Source organism: Streptomyces sp. ATCC 21386 (assembly GCF_018728545.1).
Lineage (GTDB): Bacteria > Actinomycetota > Actinomycetes > Streptomycetales > Streptomycetaceae > Streptomyces.
Genome location: NZ_JAAVVL010000001.1, coordinates 913,824 through 929,276, shown reverse-complemented (window position 1 = coordinate 929,276; position 15,453 = coordinate 913,824). Strand labels below are relative to the sequence as shown.

Annotated in this window: 12 protein-coding genes and 1 pseudogene; 3 read left to right on the top strand and 10 right to left on the bottom strand. The window is 71.1% G+C overall.

The window, feature by feature from the left end; translation table 11 throughout:
- Positions 1-3: 3 nt before the first annotated feature.
- From rplC to GWK25_RS04070, 4 genes are all read right to left on the bottom strand, one after another.
- Positions 4-648 (bottom strand): 50S ribosomal protein L3, encoded by a 645-nt coding sequence (rplC, locus tag GWK25_RS04085; RefSeq protein WP_005481233.1) that lies wholly within the window; start codon positions 646-648, stop codon positions 4-6.
- Between the two features lie 17 nt (positions 649-665).
- Positions 666-974: a 30S ribosomal protein S10 gene (rpsJ, locus tag GWK25_RS04080; RefSeq protein ID WP_003948644.1), complete on the bottom strand. Its 309-nt coding sequence runs from the start codon at positions 972-974 to the stop codon at positions 666-668.
- Positions 975-1,381: 407 nt separating this feature from the next.
- Positions 1,382-1,636, bottom strand: a complete 255-nt coding sequence (locus GWK25_RS04075) for a hypothetical protein (protein ID WP_215448527.1) — start codon at positions 1,634-1,636, stop codon at positions 1,382-1,384.
- 33 nt (positions 1,637-1,669) lie between these two features.
- Positions 1,670-2,386 carry a YoaK family protein gene (locus tag GWK25_RS04070; RefSeq protein ID WP_215448526.1) on the bottom strand — a complete coding sequence of 239 codons (717 nt, stop codon included), beginning with the start codon at positions 2,384-2,386 and terminating at the stop codon, positions 1,670-1,672.
- A gap of 96 nt (positions 2,387-2,482) precedes the next feature.
- Here GWK25_RS04070 and GWK25_RS04065 point away from each other — a divergent pair, with 96 nt between their 5' ends.
- Positions 2,483-4,156: an RNA ligase family protein gene (locus tag GWK25_RS04065; protein ID WP_215448525.1), complete on the top strand. Its 1,674-nt coding sequence runs from the start codon at positions 2,483-2,485 to the stop codon at positions 4,154-4,156.
- A 19-nt stretch (positions 4,157-4,175) separates the two neighbouring features.
- Positions 4,176-7,004 carry an RNA repair domain-containing protein gene (locus GWK25_RS04060; protein ID WP_215448524.1) on the top strand — a complete coding sequence of 943 codons (2,829 nt, stop codon included), beginning with the start codon at positions 4,176-4,178 and terminating at the stop codon, positions 7,002-7,004.
- Between the two features lie 23 nt (positions 7,005-7,027).
- Here GWK25_RS04060 and GWK25_RS04055 read toward each other — a convergent pair whose 3' ends face one another.
- Entirely contained in the window at positions 7,028-7,855 is an 828-nt protein-coding gene (locus tag GWK25_RS04055) for a hypothetical protein (protein WP_215448523.1), read from the bottom strand.
- 131 nt (positions 7,856-7,986) lie between these two features.
- On the opposite strand from GWK25_RS04055, the pseudogene GWK25_RS04050 reads away from it, so the two are divergent.
- Positions 7,987-8,286: pseudogene (locus tag GWK25_RS04050) on the top strand (Uma2 family endonuclease); the annotation flags it as partial.
- 12 nt (positions 8,287-8,298) lie between these two features.
- Here the strand turns inward: GWK25_RS04050 and GWK25_RS04045 are convergent.
- The 5 genes from GWK25_RS04045 to tuf form a co-directional block, all read right to left on the bottom strand.
- Positions 8,299-9,378: an endo-1,4-beta-xylanase gene (locus GWK25_RS04045; protein ID WP_215448522.1), complete on the bottom strand. Its 1,080-nt coding sequence runs from the start codon at positions 9,376-9,378 to the stop codon at positions 8,299-8,301.
- 49 nt (positions 9,379-9,427) lie between these two features.
- Complete coding sequence (locus tag GWK25_RS04040) at positions 9,428-12,562, bottom strand: glycosyl hydrolase 115 family protein (protein ID WP_215448521.1); 3,135 nt, start codon at positions 12,560-12,562, stop codon at positions 9,428-9,430.
- 152 nt (positions 12,563-12,714) lie between these two features.
- Positions 12,715-13,326: a hypothetical protein gene (locus GWK25_RS04035; protein WP_215448520.1), complete on the bottom strand. Its 612-nt coding sequence runs from the start codon at positions 13,324-13,326 to the stop codon at positions 12,715-12,717.
- A complete protein-coding gene (locus tag GWK25_RS04030) occupies positions 13,323-13,880 on the bottom strand; it encodes an RNA polymerase sigma factor (protein ID WP_215457191.1) in 558 nt (185 codons plus the stop codon). The genes GWK25_RS04035 and GWK25_RS04030 overlap by 4 nt, the downstream gene beginning before the upstream one ends.
- 213 nt (positions 13,881-14,093) lie before the next feature.
- Entirely contained in the window at positions 14,094-15,287 is a 1,194-nt protein-coding gene (tuf, locus tag GWK25_RS04025) for an elongation factor Tu (RefSeq protein ID WP_115906452.1), read from the bottom strand.
- Positions 15,288-15,453: the final 166 nt, after the last annotated feature.

Here is a 15,453-nt window from a genome sequence, read left to right as displayed (position 1 = left end):
ACCTCAGGCCCCCTTGGCCGCGGTGCGGACCAGGACGAGGCCGCCGTTCGGACCGGGAACCGCGCCCTTGATGAGCAGCAGACCCTTCTCCGCGTCAACGGCGTGGACGGTCAGGTTCTGGGTGGTGACCCGCTCGTTGCCCATGCGACCCGCCATGCGGAGGCCCTTGAACACACGGCCCGGGGTGGCGCAGCCACCGATGGAGCCGGGGGAGCGGTGCTTGCGCTGGGTGCCGTGTCCGGCGCCGAGGCCCTTGAAGTTGTGACGCTTCATGACACCGGCGAAGCCCTTGCCCTTGCTCTTGCCGGTCACGTCCACCTTGACGCCGGCCTCGAAGACCTCGGCGGAGATCTCCTGGCCCAGCGTGTACTCGGAGGCGTCCGCGGTGCGGATCTCGACGAGGTGGCGGCGGGGGGTGACGTCGGCCTTGGCGAAGTGGCCCTTGAGGGGCTTGTTCACCTTGCGCGGGTCGATCTCGCCGAAGGCGATCTGGACCGACTCGTAGCCGTCGACATCGTTCGTACGGACCTGGGTCACGACGTTGGGGCCGGCCTTGACGACGGTGACCGGAACAACACGGTTGTTCTCGTCCCACACCTGCGTCATGCCGAGCTTCTCGCCCAGGATGCCCTTGATCTGCTTAGCCATTCTCAGATCACCGACCCTCAGAGCTTGATCTCGATGTCGACACCGGCCGGGAGGTCGAGTCGCATCAGAGAGTCAACGGTCTTGGGCGTCGGGTCGAGGATGTCGATCAGGCGCTTGTGCGTGCGCATCTCGAAGTGCTCGCGCGAGTCCTTGTACTTGTGCGGCGACTTGATGACGCAGTACACGTTCTTCTCAGTGGGCAGCGGCACCGGGCCCGCGACCGACGCACCAGTGCGGGTCACCGTCTCGACGATCTTCTTCGCCGAGGAGTCGATGACCTCGTGGTCGTAGGCCTTGAGCCGGATGCGGATCTTCTGTCCCGCCATGGCTACTCAGTAGTCCTTTGTCTCGTTTAACGCTCTGGAACCCGGTGTTCCGTCACCCGCTCCTCCGACCCACGCGGTCGGGCGTGTCGTGCTCCCGCTGACACAGATGCCCCTTGTTCGAGCATCCCCAGTCTGGGAAACACGGCCCTTCCGGTACCGCGGGCCGGGGGCGGAGGCCCACCGGGTGCCTGGTCGGCGCCGCACCTTGCTTCCCGAAAGATTCCCGTACGTCCGCTCCAGCGCTGCCATGAGGCAGTTGGGGCGACGAGTACTGTGGGACTCGCTTCCGGTCCTCCCGGCGGGAGGCGCGCAGCATCAACACTCGACCGAGCAACCCCGCTAGTCTGCCATACGGCGCAGCGCCTCCGCCAATCGAGCCGGAGAGATTACCCCGAGAGTGACGGAGGTCAAACCCGGGTGTCGCGGCCGTCGCCCTGAGGGCGGTCGGGGGCCTCGCCCGGGTCGGCGTCGTCCCCGGAGTCGGGGAACACGAGCTTGGCTCCGCCCCTGATCACCCCCAGGCACCCCAGTCCCAGAGCCAGCCGCAGGAAGCGCATGCCCCCGTCCCAGTCACGGGGAGCGCCGAAGACCAGCCAGAAAGCGAGGGAGACGGCGGCCAGAATCGTCACCACACCTGTCATGCGCATCACTAAATGACTCATGGGCGCCATGATCGCCCACGTCGTACCTCCGGCTCAGCCGGTTTCCGAGGTGCGCTCCCGGGGTGTCAGCCAGTACACCGTGCCCAGCGCCAGGACCAGGACGGCCGGGACCAGCAGGACCGCCGCCGGGCGTACCCCCTCGTGGAGGAGCCAGGCGCCCAGCAGGCCGCCGGTGAACATGGCGCCGACCGAGGCGAGGCGGCGGCCCTCGTTCGTGGCCCCCGAGCCGATCCGGGTGTCGGCGAGCAGGGGCAGTCCGCCGAGGAGCGCGGTCAGGGCGCGCGTGGACACGGTGGTGGGCAGGTCTGCGACCCGCGCACGCAGGGTGGTGACGTTGCGCACGCCCATGGCCCCGGCGACCAGCGCGACCACGGCGAAGTGCGGACCGTCCGCCGACGCGCCCGGCGCGTCGAGGCCCGTGCGCCAGGCGACCACTCCGCCGAGCCCCAGCAGCAGCGCCTCGCCGATCAGGGCGGGCGGGAACCAGCGCCGGCCACGGGCGTCCACGATCGACTCGAACCGGGAACCGAGCACCGCGCCCACCGTGAAGCCGACGAACGAGACGCCCGCCGCCGCTGGGGACAGCCCGGCGGCACCGGTGAGCGCGAAGGAGAGGAAGAGGAGGTTGCCGGTCTGCACGGCGGTGAACACCGGGCCGAGGACCAGGAAGCTGACGGCCTCGATCACACCGGTCGTCACCGTCAGCACCACCATGATCGTGGTCAGCCCGACACCCGCTCTGGGCTTCATACCCGGACCCTAGGCCGCGCGTAATCCGCTCGCCCGCCCATGAGGCGCACTCCTACGCTGATCAGGTAAGTCGGCCGTCACGGGGGAACGTCCATCATGCGCACGCACTATCCGCGGACCAGGCATCTGCCCTGGTCCCCCGGCGCGACCGCCGACGACCTGCGGGTCACCGACCTGTCGGGCCTGCGCGGCCGCGAGGTCGTCGTGACCGAGAAACTCGACGGCGAGAACACCACGCTCTACGCCGACGGCCTGCACGCCCGCTCGCTCGACTCCGCGCACCACCCCTCCCGCACCTGGGTCAAGGCCCTCCAGGCCCGTATCGGCCACGCGGTCCCGGCGGGCTGGCGGGTGTGCGGCGAGAACATGTTCGCGCGCCACTCGCTCGCGTACGACGACCTGGACAGCTTCTTCTACGGCTTCTCGGTGTGGGACGCGGACGGGCACTGCCTGGGCTGGGACCGCACGGTGGACCTGCTGCGCGGTCTCGGCGTCCCCGTGCCGCGCGTGCTGTGGCGGGGTGTGTTCGACGAGAAGGCACTGCGCGCGCTGCGGCTGGACCTCGGGCGGCAGGAGGGGTACGTCGTCCGTGTCGTGGACGGTTTCGCCGCGGACGAGTTCGGCACACGCGTCGCCAAGTGGGTGCGGGCCGGGCATGTGCGGACGGACACCCACTGGATGCACGCGGCCGTGGTGGAGAACAGGCTCGGGGCGCGGGCGCCGCTGTGGGCCGTGCGCTCCGGCGCGCCCGTGGACGCCGACGCGCTGGCGGAGGCCGTCGGGCTGCCCGGCGAGGGCGACCGGGAGGCCGTGGCCCGCTTCGACCCGGAGGGGCGGACCGGGGACGAGCGGCTCGCCGGCATGCTGGCCGCGCTGCTGCACGGGCACTCCCCGGGCGGCCGGCGGGCCCGGGTCGCCGCGCGGCTGGCCGGGCCCGTGGGGATGCCGCTCGCGCGCCGGGTCGCCGACCTGACGGGGCTGCACCCCGCGCTGCACCGGCCGTATCCCGAGGAGGACCGCCGGACGGGCCTGGCCCGGCTGTCCCTGGCCGCCGATCTCGGTCTGCTGCACGCGGTCGCCCGCGCCACGGCGACCACGGACGAGGCGCGCGAGCAGGTGGAGTGGTCGGCCCTGCACGCCGAGGAGGTACGGGGCCTCGACGAGGGGGCCTTGGCGGAGGCGTTCGCGGAGCTGCCGGCCGACGCGGCGGTCCGGTGCCGGGCGGAGGCCCGGGAGGCGTATGTGCGGGGGCGCGTGGGAGACGCGGCGGAGGCCGTCGCGGCCACCTGGCGGTGGCGGTCGGGGGTCTTCCCCGGGCTGATCCAGCTGGTCGGCCCGGCGGGCAGCGGCAAGAGCACGTTCGCACGGGGGCTCGCGGGCGTGGACACGTATGTATCGCTGGACGACCTGCGCGCCGCGCGCGGCGCACGCGCCGACCAGCGGGCCAACGCCGAGGTGCTGCGCGCCGGGCTCGACCGGCTGGACGCGGCGCTCGCCGCCGGCGGGACGACGGTGTGGGACGCCACCTCCCTCACGCACCAGCAGCGCTCACTGGTGCACGCGGTCGCCCACCGCCGCAACGCCCTGATCACGCACGCCGTGGTCCTGGTCGACGAGGAAGAGCTGGTCCGCCGCAACGGCCGCCGCGAGCACCCCGTGCCGCCGGACGTGCTCACGGCCCAGTCGCGCCGCTTCACCCCGCCGTATCCGGGCGACGCCCACCGCACCTGGTACATCGGTGCGAGCGGGACCATAGAGGACGAGATCTGAGGGAGAGGTCCGAGGAACCGTGCGGACGAGCGAGGAGATCTACCACCGGGTGCGCTGGGACGCGCGCTTCGACCCGGCCCGCTTCGTGCTCGGCGTGCTCCAGCGGAACGCCGCCCCCAAGCGGGTCCCGCTGCCCGCGTTCGTGCCCGGCGGCGAGATCCCGTGGCACCGGGTGCTGTTCTTCGAGGCGGACGGCGAGCTGGTCTGGGACCGGGCCACGGGGACGGACCGGATCGACGCGACGGACGCGGGGCGCGTACGGGAGGCGCGTCTGCTCCGAGCGCCGTTCTTCACGGCGCGCACGCCGTACACGTGGGACGGAGAGGACTGGGCCCCCGCGCGCTCACCGGGCAGCGCCGCCGCGGGAGACGTACGCGTACTGACCTGGAACACCCTCTGGGACCGCTACGACGCCGACCTCATCGACAGCGCCCGCCGCAGGCCGCTGCTGCTGCGGGCGCTGCGTGAGGCCGACGTGGACGTGATCGCGTTGCAGGAGGTCGAGGCCGAGCTGCTGGCCATGCTGGTGCGCGAGCCCTGGGTACGGGACGGCTGGACCCTGGGGTCGGATCCGCGCGGGCGGGACGTGGACGAGTGCGGTCTGCTCCTGCTGAGCCGGCTGCCGGTCCGCGAGGCCGCGTTCCACACGCTGGGCCCGCACAAGGCGGTGACCGCCGTGGTCGTGGCAGCGGGCGCACGCCCCCTGGTCGTGGCGGCGACGCATCTGAGCAGTGACCACTCCACCGACGGCGCGGGCCGCCGCGTCGCCGAACTGGCCCGGCTGTCCGAGGGGTTCGCGACCCTGGACGCCGATCTGCTGCTCCTCGGCGACTTCAACGACGGTGGCGACACCCCTCAGCTGACCCTCGGCATGCGGGACGCCTGGAGCGAGACCCACGGCCCCGCCGACAGCACCCCGACCTTCGACCCGGCCGCCAACCCGCTGGCCGCCGTCTCGTCCCTGTCCGGACGGGCGTCCCGACTGGACCGGGTACTGCTGCGCGGCACGGGTCTGGGGGTGCGCTCGGCCCGGCTCTACGGGGACTCGCCCACGCCGGAGGGGCTGTACGTCTCGGACCACTACGGCGTACGGGCGGAGGTGGCACCCGAGGCACCGGACACGGTCACCCCCGCGAGCCTGGACGCCCGGCCGACGGCCCGTACGGCACTGGCCTGGCTCCCTCCCGAGGAGCTGTGGCCGCCGATCCAGGCCATCCGCCGTGACCACGACCCGCAGATCCACCGCTGGCCCCCGCATGTGAACGTCCTCTTCGGCTTTGTGCCGGAACACGCCTTCGAGGAGGCGGCCGCGCTGCTCGCGACAGCCCCGACCTCGCCGTTCGAAGCCCGGCTGGAGGGCGTGCACTGGTTCGGGCATCGCGATGACGCGACGGTGTGGCTGGACCCGGCGGCGGCCGGCGAGGGCCCGTGGGCCGAGCTGCACAGCACCCTCGCACGCCACTTCCCGCACTGTCGCGGCCGCCGCGAGGGCTTCACCCCGCACCTCAGCCTGGGCCGCACCACCGACCCGAACACCCTGGCCAAGGCCTGCGAGGCCCGGCTGACCCCCCTGCGGGCGAGGATCGGCGAACTGGCGCTGCTGTCACGGCGCGGGGACGAGCCCATGCGGGTGCGCGGGACGGTGAGCCTGGGGACGGGAGAGGTGCGGTGGGCGCAGGAGCCGTCGCCGCACGAGGTGGGCGGGGCCGGTGGGGACGAGGTGGCCGACCGGGCCGCCCGCCTCGTCGCGGACGCGCTCCCGGACGGCGTCGTCCACGTGGTCGGCTCCCGGCGCATGGGCTGCGCACTGCCGGGCGCGGATCTGGACCTGGTGGCGGCACTGCCGGGAACGGTCGAACTGGCCGAGGTGCAGACGAAGTTGACCGCGATGACGGGCGTGGCGGTCGGCGATGTGCGCGAGGTGATCGGCGCTCGCGTCCCCGGCGTACGGCTGCGGCTCGACGGGCTGGATGTGGATCTGGCGGTCGTGGCCACCGGGGTGATGGATCCGGCGGAGGCCGTGGAGCGGCGGGCCGAGCTGGGTGAGGCGGCGGCGATCGCGCTCAGCGCGGTGAGCGACGCGGAGGCGGTGCTCGCGTCGGTGGGCGACCGTGGTGCGGCCTTCACTCGACTGGCCAGGCAGGTCAAGGCATGGGCGAGGGCCAGGGGCCTGGACTCGGCGCCGTTCGGCGGGCTCCCGGGCCTGGCGTGGTCGGTGCTGGCGGCCCACACGGCGCGGGAGGCGGGCGAGATGGAAGAAGCGAGCGAGGCGGGCGGCCTGCCGTCGGCCGACCTCCTCCGGAGCTTCTTCGCGACGTGGGCGGCGTGGGACTGGCGCGAGCCGGTGGGGGACCTCGCGGACACCTCCGGCCCGCTCCTCCCCCTCACCATCACCACCCCCTCGGCTCCGGTCCGCCCGTGCACGGACCAGGTGACGGCGGGCATGCGGGACCTGATCACCCAAGAGCTTTTCCGGGCCTGGGAGTTGCTGGAGGAGGGCGCCCCCTGGACCGACGTCCTCGCCCCTCCCCCGCTCCACCGCCGCCACGCCGCCTGGGCGGTCGTGACGGTGGGTTCGGGCGGGAGCGGAAGCCGGGACGAGGGCGCGGACGAGGGCCGTGTCCGCGGCAGGATGCGGGCCCTGATCACGGACCTCGCCGAACTGGCCCCCGACTGCCACGCCTGGCCCCGCCCCTTCACCACGGCCCCCGCCCGCTACGCCATCGGCCTGGGGCAGACCCCGCCGACCGCCGCCGCGCTGACCGCCGTGGCGGAACGCCGGCTACGCGGTCTGGCGGGAGTCACGCTGACGCGGGCGGAGGGCGGCGAGGTACCGACCCTGTACTGAGACTGCGCCTGAGACGGAGAGGGTCAGAGGACGTCGACGTAGTCCGACGCGCTGGTGGCGACGCCGGTCGTCGAGTTGCCGTAGTAGACCCAGCGGTACGAGCCGTCGGCGGAGGCCGTGACCGTGGTCTTCAGCGCCCCCGTGCTGCTGGTGGTGGCCTTCTTCACCGTCTTGAAGGTGTCGGTGCCCTTGGCCTTGAACTGGAGGCTCACGGTACGGCCGCCGTAGCCGTCGTACTTCTTCGTGCTCCAGTTCGCCCGGGTCAGCTTGCCCGTGACGGTGATGGCCTTGCCCTTGGTGACGGGCTCCGGGGAGGCGTTGGCCGTGGCCTTGGCCGCGCGCTTGAGCTGGGCGGTCTTGGACCGCGTCTCGTACTCCTCCGCCTTGAGACCGCCGTCCGCCTTCCACAGCCGCAGCGCGACGCCGACTTTCCACGTCGTGGCATCGCTGTTGGAGTCGACGTGTTCCTGGGTCGGGTGCGGGTCGATGTAGAGGTTGCCCTCACAGCGGGCGTGCTTGGAGTCGATCTCGTAGCAGGTGTAACCGCCCGGCCCGATGAAGTTCTCCCCGGTGCCGGCCGCCGTCTTCATGGTGCCGCGGTAGAGGAAGGGATACGCGTCGTAGCGGGAGGGATTGGACGTGCTGTACCCCGACGGCAGCGCGATGTTGAAGGAGAGGGGCGGCTCGACCTCCTTCGACGTGCCGACCACGATCGGCTTGCCGTGATTGATGACGATGCCCGACACGGTGATACCGGTGTCCGCCGCCTGAGCCGCCGGCGCGTTCAGCACCGAGAACCCGAGCGCCCCCACAAGCGTGGCCACCGCGACGGTCCGTCTGCCTGACTTCATTCACACCTCTTCGAACAGATGCTCTTGTTAGGAGGCGGCAGGGTACCAAGAGTGATCTCGCGGCGCTTTCCCTCGTCAGCCCGCCGCAGAGGGTGGGCAACGCCATGGACTACCTGGTCCGCGGTCACGACGACGCGGTGGAGGGAGCCTTCGAGCCCCGCACCATTCACGCCGCCGTCGAGGTCGTCTCCCGCTCCAACCCGGACAACGACTGGGTCGCGAAGATGCGCGACCACCCCCTGCTCGGCATCCCCGTCTACGCCGTCTTCGACCCCCGCACCGGCACAGGCGCCGTCCTCACCTACATCCACGCCACCCCGGACGGCCCGCGCTACGCCACCCGTAAGGACTTCGTGTACGGCGAGGACGTCACCATCGCCGACTGGACCATCTCCACGGAGAACCTGCCCCGCTACCCGGCCGAGGACTGAGGTCGAGGCCGCTCACCTCCCGGCCGCCAACCCCTCCCGCAGCGCCCCGTACGCCGGCTTGCGCCCGTACTCCTCGTCCATCGGCGTCGCCGAGCCCTCGCCGTCGAAGACTCCGGGCACCCACGAGTACTTGTCCGTGAATCCCCACACCGTGAACGACGTGCAGCTCCGCGCCCCCAGGCAGGCGTCCAGCAACTGCCGGTAGTAGCTGGCCTGCGTCGCCGACTTCGTCTCGTCCACCGGCAGGATCATCCGCACGTCCACCTCCGTGAACGCCGTCCGCATCCCCAGCGCCTCGAAGCGGGCCAGGTTCTCCGCGACCTGCCCCGGGAAGCCGTACTGGATCGCGAGGTGCCCCTGCGCGCCGAAGCCCTGCACCGGTACGCCCTCCGCGCGCAACCGCTTCGCCAGTTCGTAGTACGCCGTGGACTTCGCGTTGACGCCCTCCACGTTGTAGTCGTTGAGGAAGAGCTTCGCCTTCGGGTCGGCGGCGTGCGCCCAGCGGAACGCGTCCGCGATGTACGACGGGCCCAGCTCACGCAGCCAGATCGAGTTCCGCAGGCTGCCGTCCTCCTCGAAGACCTCGTTGACCACGTCCCACTGCTGGATCTTCCCCTTGTACCGCTTCACCTCGGTGGTGATGTGCTTCCTGAGGATGCCGCGCAACTCCGTCGCGCCGATCGATCCGTCCTCCACCCCGGCCGTCAGCCAGCCCGGCAGCTGGCTGTGCCAGACCAGGGTGTGCCCGCGCACCACCTGCCCGTTCGCCCGCGCGAAACGGACCAGGTCGTCGGCGGCCTTCCAGTCGTAGACACCCCGTTGCGGCTCCACCGACTCCCACTTCATGACGTTCTCGGCGGTCACCGAGTTGAACTCACGGACCGTCGTCCGGCGGTACGTCCGGTCGTCCGCGAGGGCCGCCATGTCGACGGCCGTGCCGACGCGTACGCCGACGCGGTCGGCGAGCGCCCTCAACGACGGGCCGGTATGAGGGCCGTGCGCCGAGGCCGACGGCACGGCCACCGCCGTGGACAGCAGCGCTCCGGCGACCACCGCGAGCGCGGGCATGCGCAACCGGTTCATGTACGTCATCTCCAGGTCCCTTCTCAGATCTCAGAACTCGGAACTCAGATCTCAGAACTCAGATCCGGTGGCTCTCCAGCGGCCCCAGATACGTCGGCGTCAACCCACCCGTGTCGATCACCAGGCGCTGCACCACCACCGTCGGGTCGACCATCCAGAACGTCAGCCGGTGCACCCCGGGCCCGGAGATCGCGTGCCGGGTCACCGTCACGTTGACGTTGTCCGACGTGTTGCGCGCCCATTGCTTGTTCATGACCCCGTCGTCGGCCCCGGTGACGGCGTTGATGTCGACGATCTGGGGTGCTCCACCGTCGAACGACACCCCGTACCGCAGGCCACCCGTCGCAAGCGCCGGATTCCTCGGCGAGAGATACGCCCGGACCGTCACCTCCTCCACGGCCGACAGGAGAGTCACCTCGTACTCCAGCCGCGGCCCGGCCCCGCCCGGCGTCTGCCGGGGCGCCGTCACGGGCCACGGCGTCACCCCCGCCCCCGTGCGTCCTATCCGCTCGATCCGGCGCCAGCGCACGCGCCCGTCGGCCGACCCCACCGCCCGCGCATAGTGCTCCGCGTCGATCGCCACATAGCCGCCCGCCTCGACGAATCCCCTGAGCCCCCGCGCCTGGCTCGCCGACGGCTTCTCCGCGACGGCCCGCACGGTGACCGAGGCCCCCGCCCCGGTCACCGTCAACGAGCCCGAGGCGCGCCCCACCGGCGCCCGCCCCCAGTCCACCCGCACCGCCACCCGCTCCTGCTCCTCGACCCGCCCCCGCGACCGCTCCACCACCAGCCACGGCACCGACGACTCGATCCGGTACGAGAAGGGCGTACGCCCCCGGTTGAAGATCTCCACGTACTGCCGGGGCCTGGTCTGGTACGGGCTGAACACCGGAAGCACCGGCTCCGCAGCAGAAGCACCAGAAGCGCCCGACCGGGGCCACCACTGCCCGGAGTCCTCGGAACCGTCCACCGCCACCCCCAACTCGGCGGCCTCCGGCACCTCGATGCGCCGCACCTTGGGGAAGATCTCGTCCGGCAGCGCCATGTGGTCCTTCTCCGGCTGTTGCCATCCGGCGTTCGGGCCGTAGCGCTCCACGTCCCCGTACCCGATGTGCGGCTGGGTCTGGAAGCCCCGCCACTTCCCGCCCGCGACCTCGGTGTTGAAGCGGTCGGCCAGCGCGAAGTCCCGCTCCAGACCCGCCTCCGCCTCGGCCGCCATACGATTCGTCGCGGCCCGCCCCTGCCTCGCGTACAGCAGGTTGCGGAACTCGGCCTCCCGCAGCCGGTACAGGTTCGCGGTGGCCGCCACCGCGTACCCGACCAGCTCGAACCACGCGTCCCGCATGCTCTCCGGAAGCCGCCTGCCGACCCGCTCGGCCCGTCTCGCCAGGGCCCGCCACTCCTCCGTGACCCGCTCCAGCTCGCGGTGACCGAAGGAGAAGGGTGTCTCCTGGTCGTCGTAGACCACCTCGGTGGTGCCCTCGGCGACCGTGATCCGCCGGTTCAGCAGCTCGGGCTTGCGGCGCCCCTGGAGCTGTCCGTACGTGCTCAGCACCTCGGCGATCTCTGCCGCGGCCGCGTCCCCGAAGTGCAGCCGCGCGAAGCCCCGCTCCCACTCCCCCAGGTTCTCCAGGCCCCAACGCCCGGGATTCCAGGCGTAGTCGAGGAAGAACGCGGTCGGCAGCTCGTTGCCCTTCAGGTCGCCGACGTTCGCCACCCACAGGCCGTGGTTGCGGTAGGCGTCCGCCTCGTGGAGCTGCTCCCAGAGGTTCACCAGGTTGGCGGTGTCGACCCACTTGTAGTTGCGCCCGACCCCGACGTAGTCGAAGTGGTAGTACAGCCCGTAGCCCCCGGGCCGTACGGGCTCCCCGGGGTCCGGATGCTTGCGGATGTTCCCCCAGTTGTCGTCCGTGAGGACCACGGTCACGTCGTCGGGCGCCCGCAGCCCCCGGTCCCAGTAGCGCTGGACCTCCTTGTAGAGGGTCCACACCTGCGGGGTCTGAGACGCGGGCCGCCCCGTCTCCTCCTCGATGATCCCGCGCTGCGCCGCGATGATCTCCTGCATCAGCTCGATGCCGTCACCGTCCGGCAGGCTCGTGTCGCCGTTCCCCCGCATGCCCAGCGTGACGACGCCCTCGAATCCCTGGTCCACCATGCGCCGGATGCCGTCGCGCCAGTACGCCCGCACGGCCTCGGCGTTGCGCCGGTACGACCACTCCCCGGTGCCCCCGTAGGGGTCCCGGCCGGGGGTGACGACATTGCCCGCGCTGTCCCGCACGGCCGGCACCGCATGGCGGTTCCACTCCTCGATCCCCCGCATCATGGGCGCCTCGTGAGACGTGCCCATGACAATCCCGTACTCGGTCGCCCGCGCGTGGTTCTCCGGATCGTCCTCGGCGAAGGCCCGCCCCCACACCGCCGGCCAGACATAGTTGCCCTTGAGCCGCAGCAGCGCCTCGAAGACCTTGGCCCAGAAGTCCGCGGTGAAGCCCCCGGGGTGCCCCGGCGCCTTCCCGGGCCCGAAGTACGCCGGCGCCCACGTCCCGAGCGCCGGGTTCTCGTCGTTGATGAAGACACCGCGGTACTTCACGGCCGGCGTCCCCTGACTGAAGCGGCCCGGCCGCACGTACACCGCCGTCCGCCGGACCGGCGGCACGTCGTCCCACCAGTACCAGGGCGAGACGCCGAGCCCGTACGAGACGTCGTACGCCCCGAAGATCGTGCCGCGCTGGTCGCTGCCCGCGATGACGAAGGCCCGCCGCACCCCGGGCATCGGCCGCTCGACGACCGTCTGCAGCGAGGTCTCCCACTTCCCCCGCACCCCGTCGACGTCCAGCTTCCCGGCATCGATCAGCCCGTCGATCAGGGGACTGCGTCCGATGGTCCCCACCAGGACCACCTCCCGCGCGACCTCGCTCCCCGGCCGGACCCCCGTCACCCGCTCGATGTCGTCCCGCAGATCCCCCGCGACCCGTACGACCCCGGGATGATCCTCGGAACTGACCACGACCGGGGCGCCCACGAGCGAGAATCCGCCGACCACGGGCGCGAAGGAGAGGTACGCGCCCGGATCGGTCACCCGCGGCGCCCCGCCCGCCCCTTCGGCCCACGCACCCCCGCCCCCCACCGAGAGCACCGGCACAGCACCGATCCCCGCTCCGAGCACACCCCTGCGGCTGACGTACCCAGACATGCCCCACCCCTCGATCGGTCGTCCCGAACCGGGATTTGCTCAGCGACCTGACAAATAGTGGAGGGAGTGAAGCAGGGGGACAACGGGTCGTACGCGCCGAATAGTTTCGAACGAGCTGCCCGTACGGCCGACGCCGTACGGGCCCGATCGGCCTACTTCGACTTCAGGGACTTCTCGAACACCTCGGGCCCCTCCCAGGGCACCTCCCTGCACGGCTTGATCCGTCCCTTGACCATGTACATGCTTCCGGCGGGGCTCACACCGCCCTTCACCGACTCGGGCTCCTCGAAGACGAGGGTGTCACCGGGACGCAGTGTGTACTTCCAGACTTCGTCCGCGCGGACGACCGTGCCAGGAGGTGACGACTCACCGCGCGGCTGCGCGCAGACATAGCCGCTCCTGGGCCTGTCGAGACTGACGAAGATGCCCAACTCCCGCAGCCGCTCGGCCAGTTCTCCCTGGAACTCCCACTTCTCGATGTCGTCGACGCTGACCGTGACACTGCCGTCCTCATGCTGTTCGATCGCGTACGCCTGCGCTCCCCCGGTCGACGCGGGAAGCGCCACCACCGTCGCCCCCGCCGCCACGACACACGCCGCGAGGGCGACGAGCGCGCGCCGCGCGGTGATCCGGCGGCGGATCACCGGCTGCGGCTCCAGCACCGGGTCCTCCGCCCGCAGCGCGATCTCCCGCTGAAGCTCCTCCAGCAGCCGGTCCTCGAAGGTCTTCGCGTTCCCCGTCGTCCTCGTCCCGTCCGTGCTCATGCCTCTCCCCCCGCGTACGTGAGTGCTGCCGTCTGCCCGCCGTCCCCGCCCGTCGCGGCCGACCGCAGCGCCCTGCGCGCCCGGTGCAGCCGTACGCGCGCCGTGACCTTGCGTATCCCCAGCGCCGTGGCCGCCTCGGTGACGCTCAGCTCGTCGACGGCGACCAGCTCGATCACCGCCCGCTCCCCGTCGGGCAGCCCCTCCAGGGCGGCCAACGCCCGGCGCCCGGCCTCCTCCGCGTCGAGCTTCTCCTCCAGCCGACCGATGTCGTCGGCCTCCAGCAGCCGTCGCCCGGCGACCCTGCTGCCCAGTGCGCTCTGCCGCGCGCTGCGGCGCGCCTCCGCCGCCGCCACGTTGCGCGCGATGCCGTACAGCCAGGCCGTCTCGCTGCCGAGGTCGGGCCGGTAGGCGCGGGCGGAGTCGATCACCGCGAGGAAGGTCTCGGCGGTGAGATCGGCGACGGTGTGCGGATCGGTGACCCGCCGGGCCATGAAGCGCGTGACGGCGTCGACGTGGCGGCGGTAGAAGATCTCGAACGCGGCCGGGTCGTACATCTCTCCCGGCGGACCGCCCCTGCTTCTCGTGTGCGGTGCCAAGGTGTGCACCTCTCGTCCTCGGTCATGCTGTCACCCCTACTTGGTCCGCCGGGCCGGAAGCGTTACGGGGCAAGCGATGCCGGGCATGCGAAAGGGCCCGTACGACCGAAGTCGTACGGGCCCCTTCAGGAGCTCAAGCGGTGCTGGAGCTACCAGGTCAGACCGACAAGCTTACTTGTTGATCTTGGTGACCTGGCCGGCGCCCACGGTCCGGCCACCCTCACGGATGGCGAACTTCAGGCCCTCTTCCATGGCGATGGGCTGGATGAGCTCCACCTTCATCTCGGTGTTGTCACCCGGCATCACCATCTCGGTGCCCTCGGGGAGGGTCACAACGCCCGTCACGTCCGTCGTACGGAAGTAGAACTGCGGACGGTAGTTGTTGAAGAACGGCGTGTGGCGGCCACCCTCGTCCTTGGACAGGATGTAGGCCTGGGCCTCGAACTCGGTGTGCGGGGTGACCGAACCGGGCTTGATGATGACCTGGCCGCGCTCGACGTCCTCGCGCTTGATGCCACGGAGGAGCAGACCGACGTTCTCACCGGCCTGGCCCTCGTCGAGCAGCTTGCGGAACATCTCGATGCCGGTGACCGTGGTGGTGGTCTTCTCGGTCTTGATACCGATGATGTCGACGGTCTCGTTGACCTTGAGGACACCACGCTCGATACGACCGGTGACGACGGTGCCACGACCGGTGATCGTGAAGACGTCCTCGATCGGCATCAGGAACGGCTTGTCGACGTCGCGCTCCGGCTCCGGGATCGCGGTGTCGACGGCGGCCATCAGGTCCAGGACCGACTGGCCCCACTCCTTGTCGCCCTCGAGCGCCTTGAGCGCGGAGACCTTGACGACCGGAACGTCGTCGCCCGGGAACTCGTACTCGGAGAGCAGCTCACGGACCTCGAGCTCGACGAGCTCCAGGATCTCCTCGTCGTCCACCATGTCGGCCTTGTTCAGGGCGACGACGATGTACGGAACGCCGACCTGGCGGGCCAGGAGCACGTGCTCCTTGGTCTGCGGCATCGGGCCGTCGGTGGCGGCGACAACGAGGATGGCGCCGTCCATCTGCGCCGCACCCGTGATCATGTTCTTGATGTAGTCCGCGTGACCGGGGCAGTCGACGTGGGCGTAGTGACGGGTCTCCGTCTGGTACTCGACGTGCGCGATGGAGATGGTGATACCGCGCTGGCGCTCCTCGGGAGCCTTGTCGATCTGGTCGAACGCCGAGGCCTCGTTCAGGTCCGGGAACGCGTCGTGCAGCACCTTGGTAATGGCGGCCGTGAGGGTCGTCTTACCGTGGTCGATGTGACCGATGGTGCCGATGTTGACGTGCGGCTTAGTCCGCTCGAACTTCGCCTTCGCCACTGGGGTCCTCCTGTGGAGTGGTTCTGAACGCCTTGCTTCATCGGCGCCAGGTGATCTTTGCTGGAAAGTCCGGGTCCCGGGGCAAACAACCGTCTTTGCGGCCGTTTGCCCCACGAGGCTCCGGAGTCAAGCCTAAAGCGTGTGCACGCGGTGCGTTGAACGCGGT

Excerpts from the sequence above, each read along its gene's own strand:
- rplC (WP_005481233.1), bottom strand. The coding sequence starts at position 648 with ATGGCTAAGCAGATCAAGGGCATCCTGGGCGAGAAGCTCGGCATGACG.
- rpsJ (WP_003948644.1), bottom strand. The coding sequence starts at position 974 with ATGGCGGGACAGAAGATCCGCATCCGGCTCAAGGCCTACGACCACGAG.
- GWK25_RS04075 (WP_215448527.1), bottom strand. The coding sequence starts at position 1,636 with ATGAGTCATTTAGTGATGCGCATGACAGGTGTGGTGACGATTCTGGCC.
- GWK25_RS04070 (WP_215448526.1), bottom strand. The coding sequence starts at position 2,386 with ATGAAGCCCAGAGCGGGTGTCGGGCTGACCACGATCATGGTGGTGCTG.
- GWK25_RS04065 (WP_215448525.1), top strand. The coding sequence starts at position 2,483 with ATGCGCACGCACTATCCGCGGACCAGGCATCTGCCCTGGTCCCCCGGC.
- GWK25_RS04055 (WP_215448523.1), bottom strand. The coding sequence starts at position 7,855 with ATGAAGTCAGGCAGACGGACCGTCGCGGTGGCCACGCTTGTGGGGGCG.
- GWK25_RS04045 (WP_215448522.1), bottom strand. The coding sequence starts at position 9,378 with ATGACGTACATGAACCGGTTGCGCATGCCCGCGCTCGCGGTGGTCGCC.
- GWK25_RS04040 (WP_215448521.1), bottom strand. The coding sequence starts at position 12,562 with ATGTCTGGGTACGTCAGCCGCAGGGGTGTGCTCGGAGCGGGGATCGGT.
- GWK25_RS04035 (WP_215448520.1), bottom strand. The coding sequence starts at position 13,326 with ATGAGCACGGACGGGACGAGGACGACGGGGAACGCGAAGACCTTCGAG.
- GWK25_RS04030 (WP_215457191.1), bottom strand. The coding sequence starts at position 13,880 with ATGTACGACCCGGCCGCGTTCGAGATCTTCTACCGCCGCCACGTCGAC.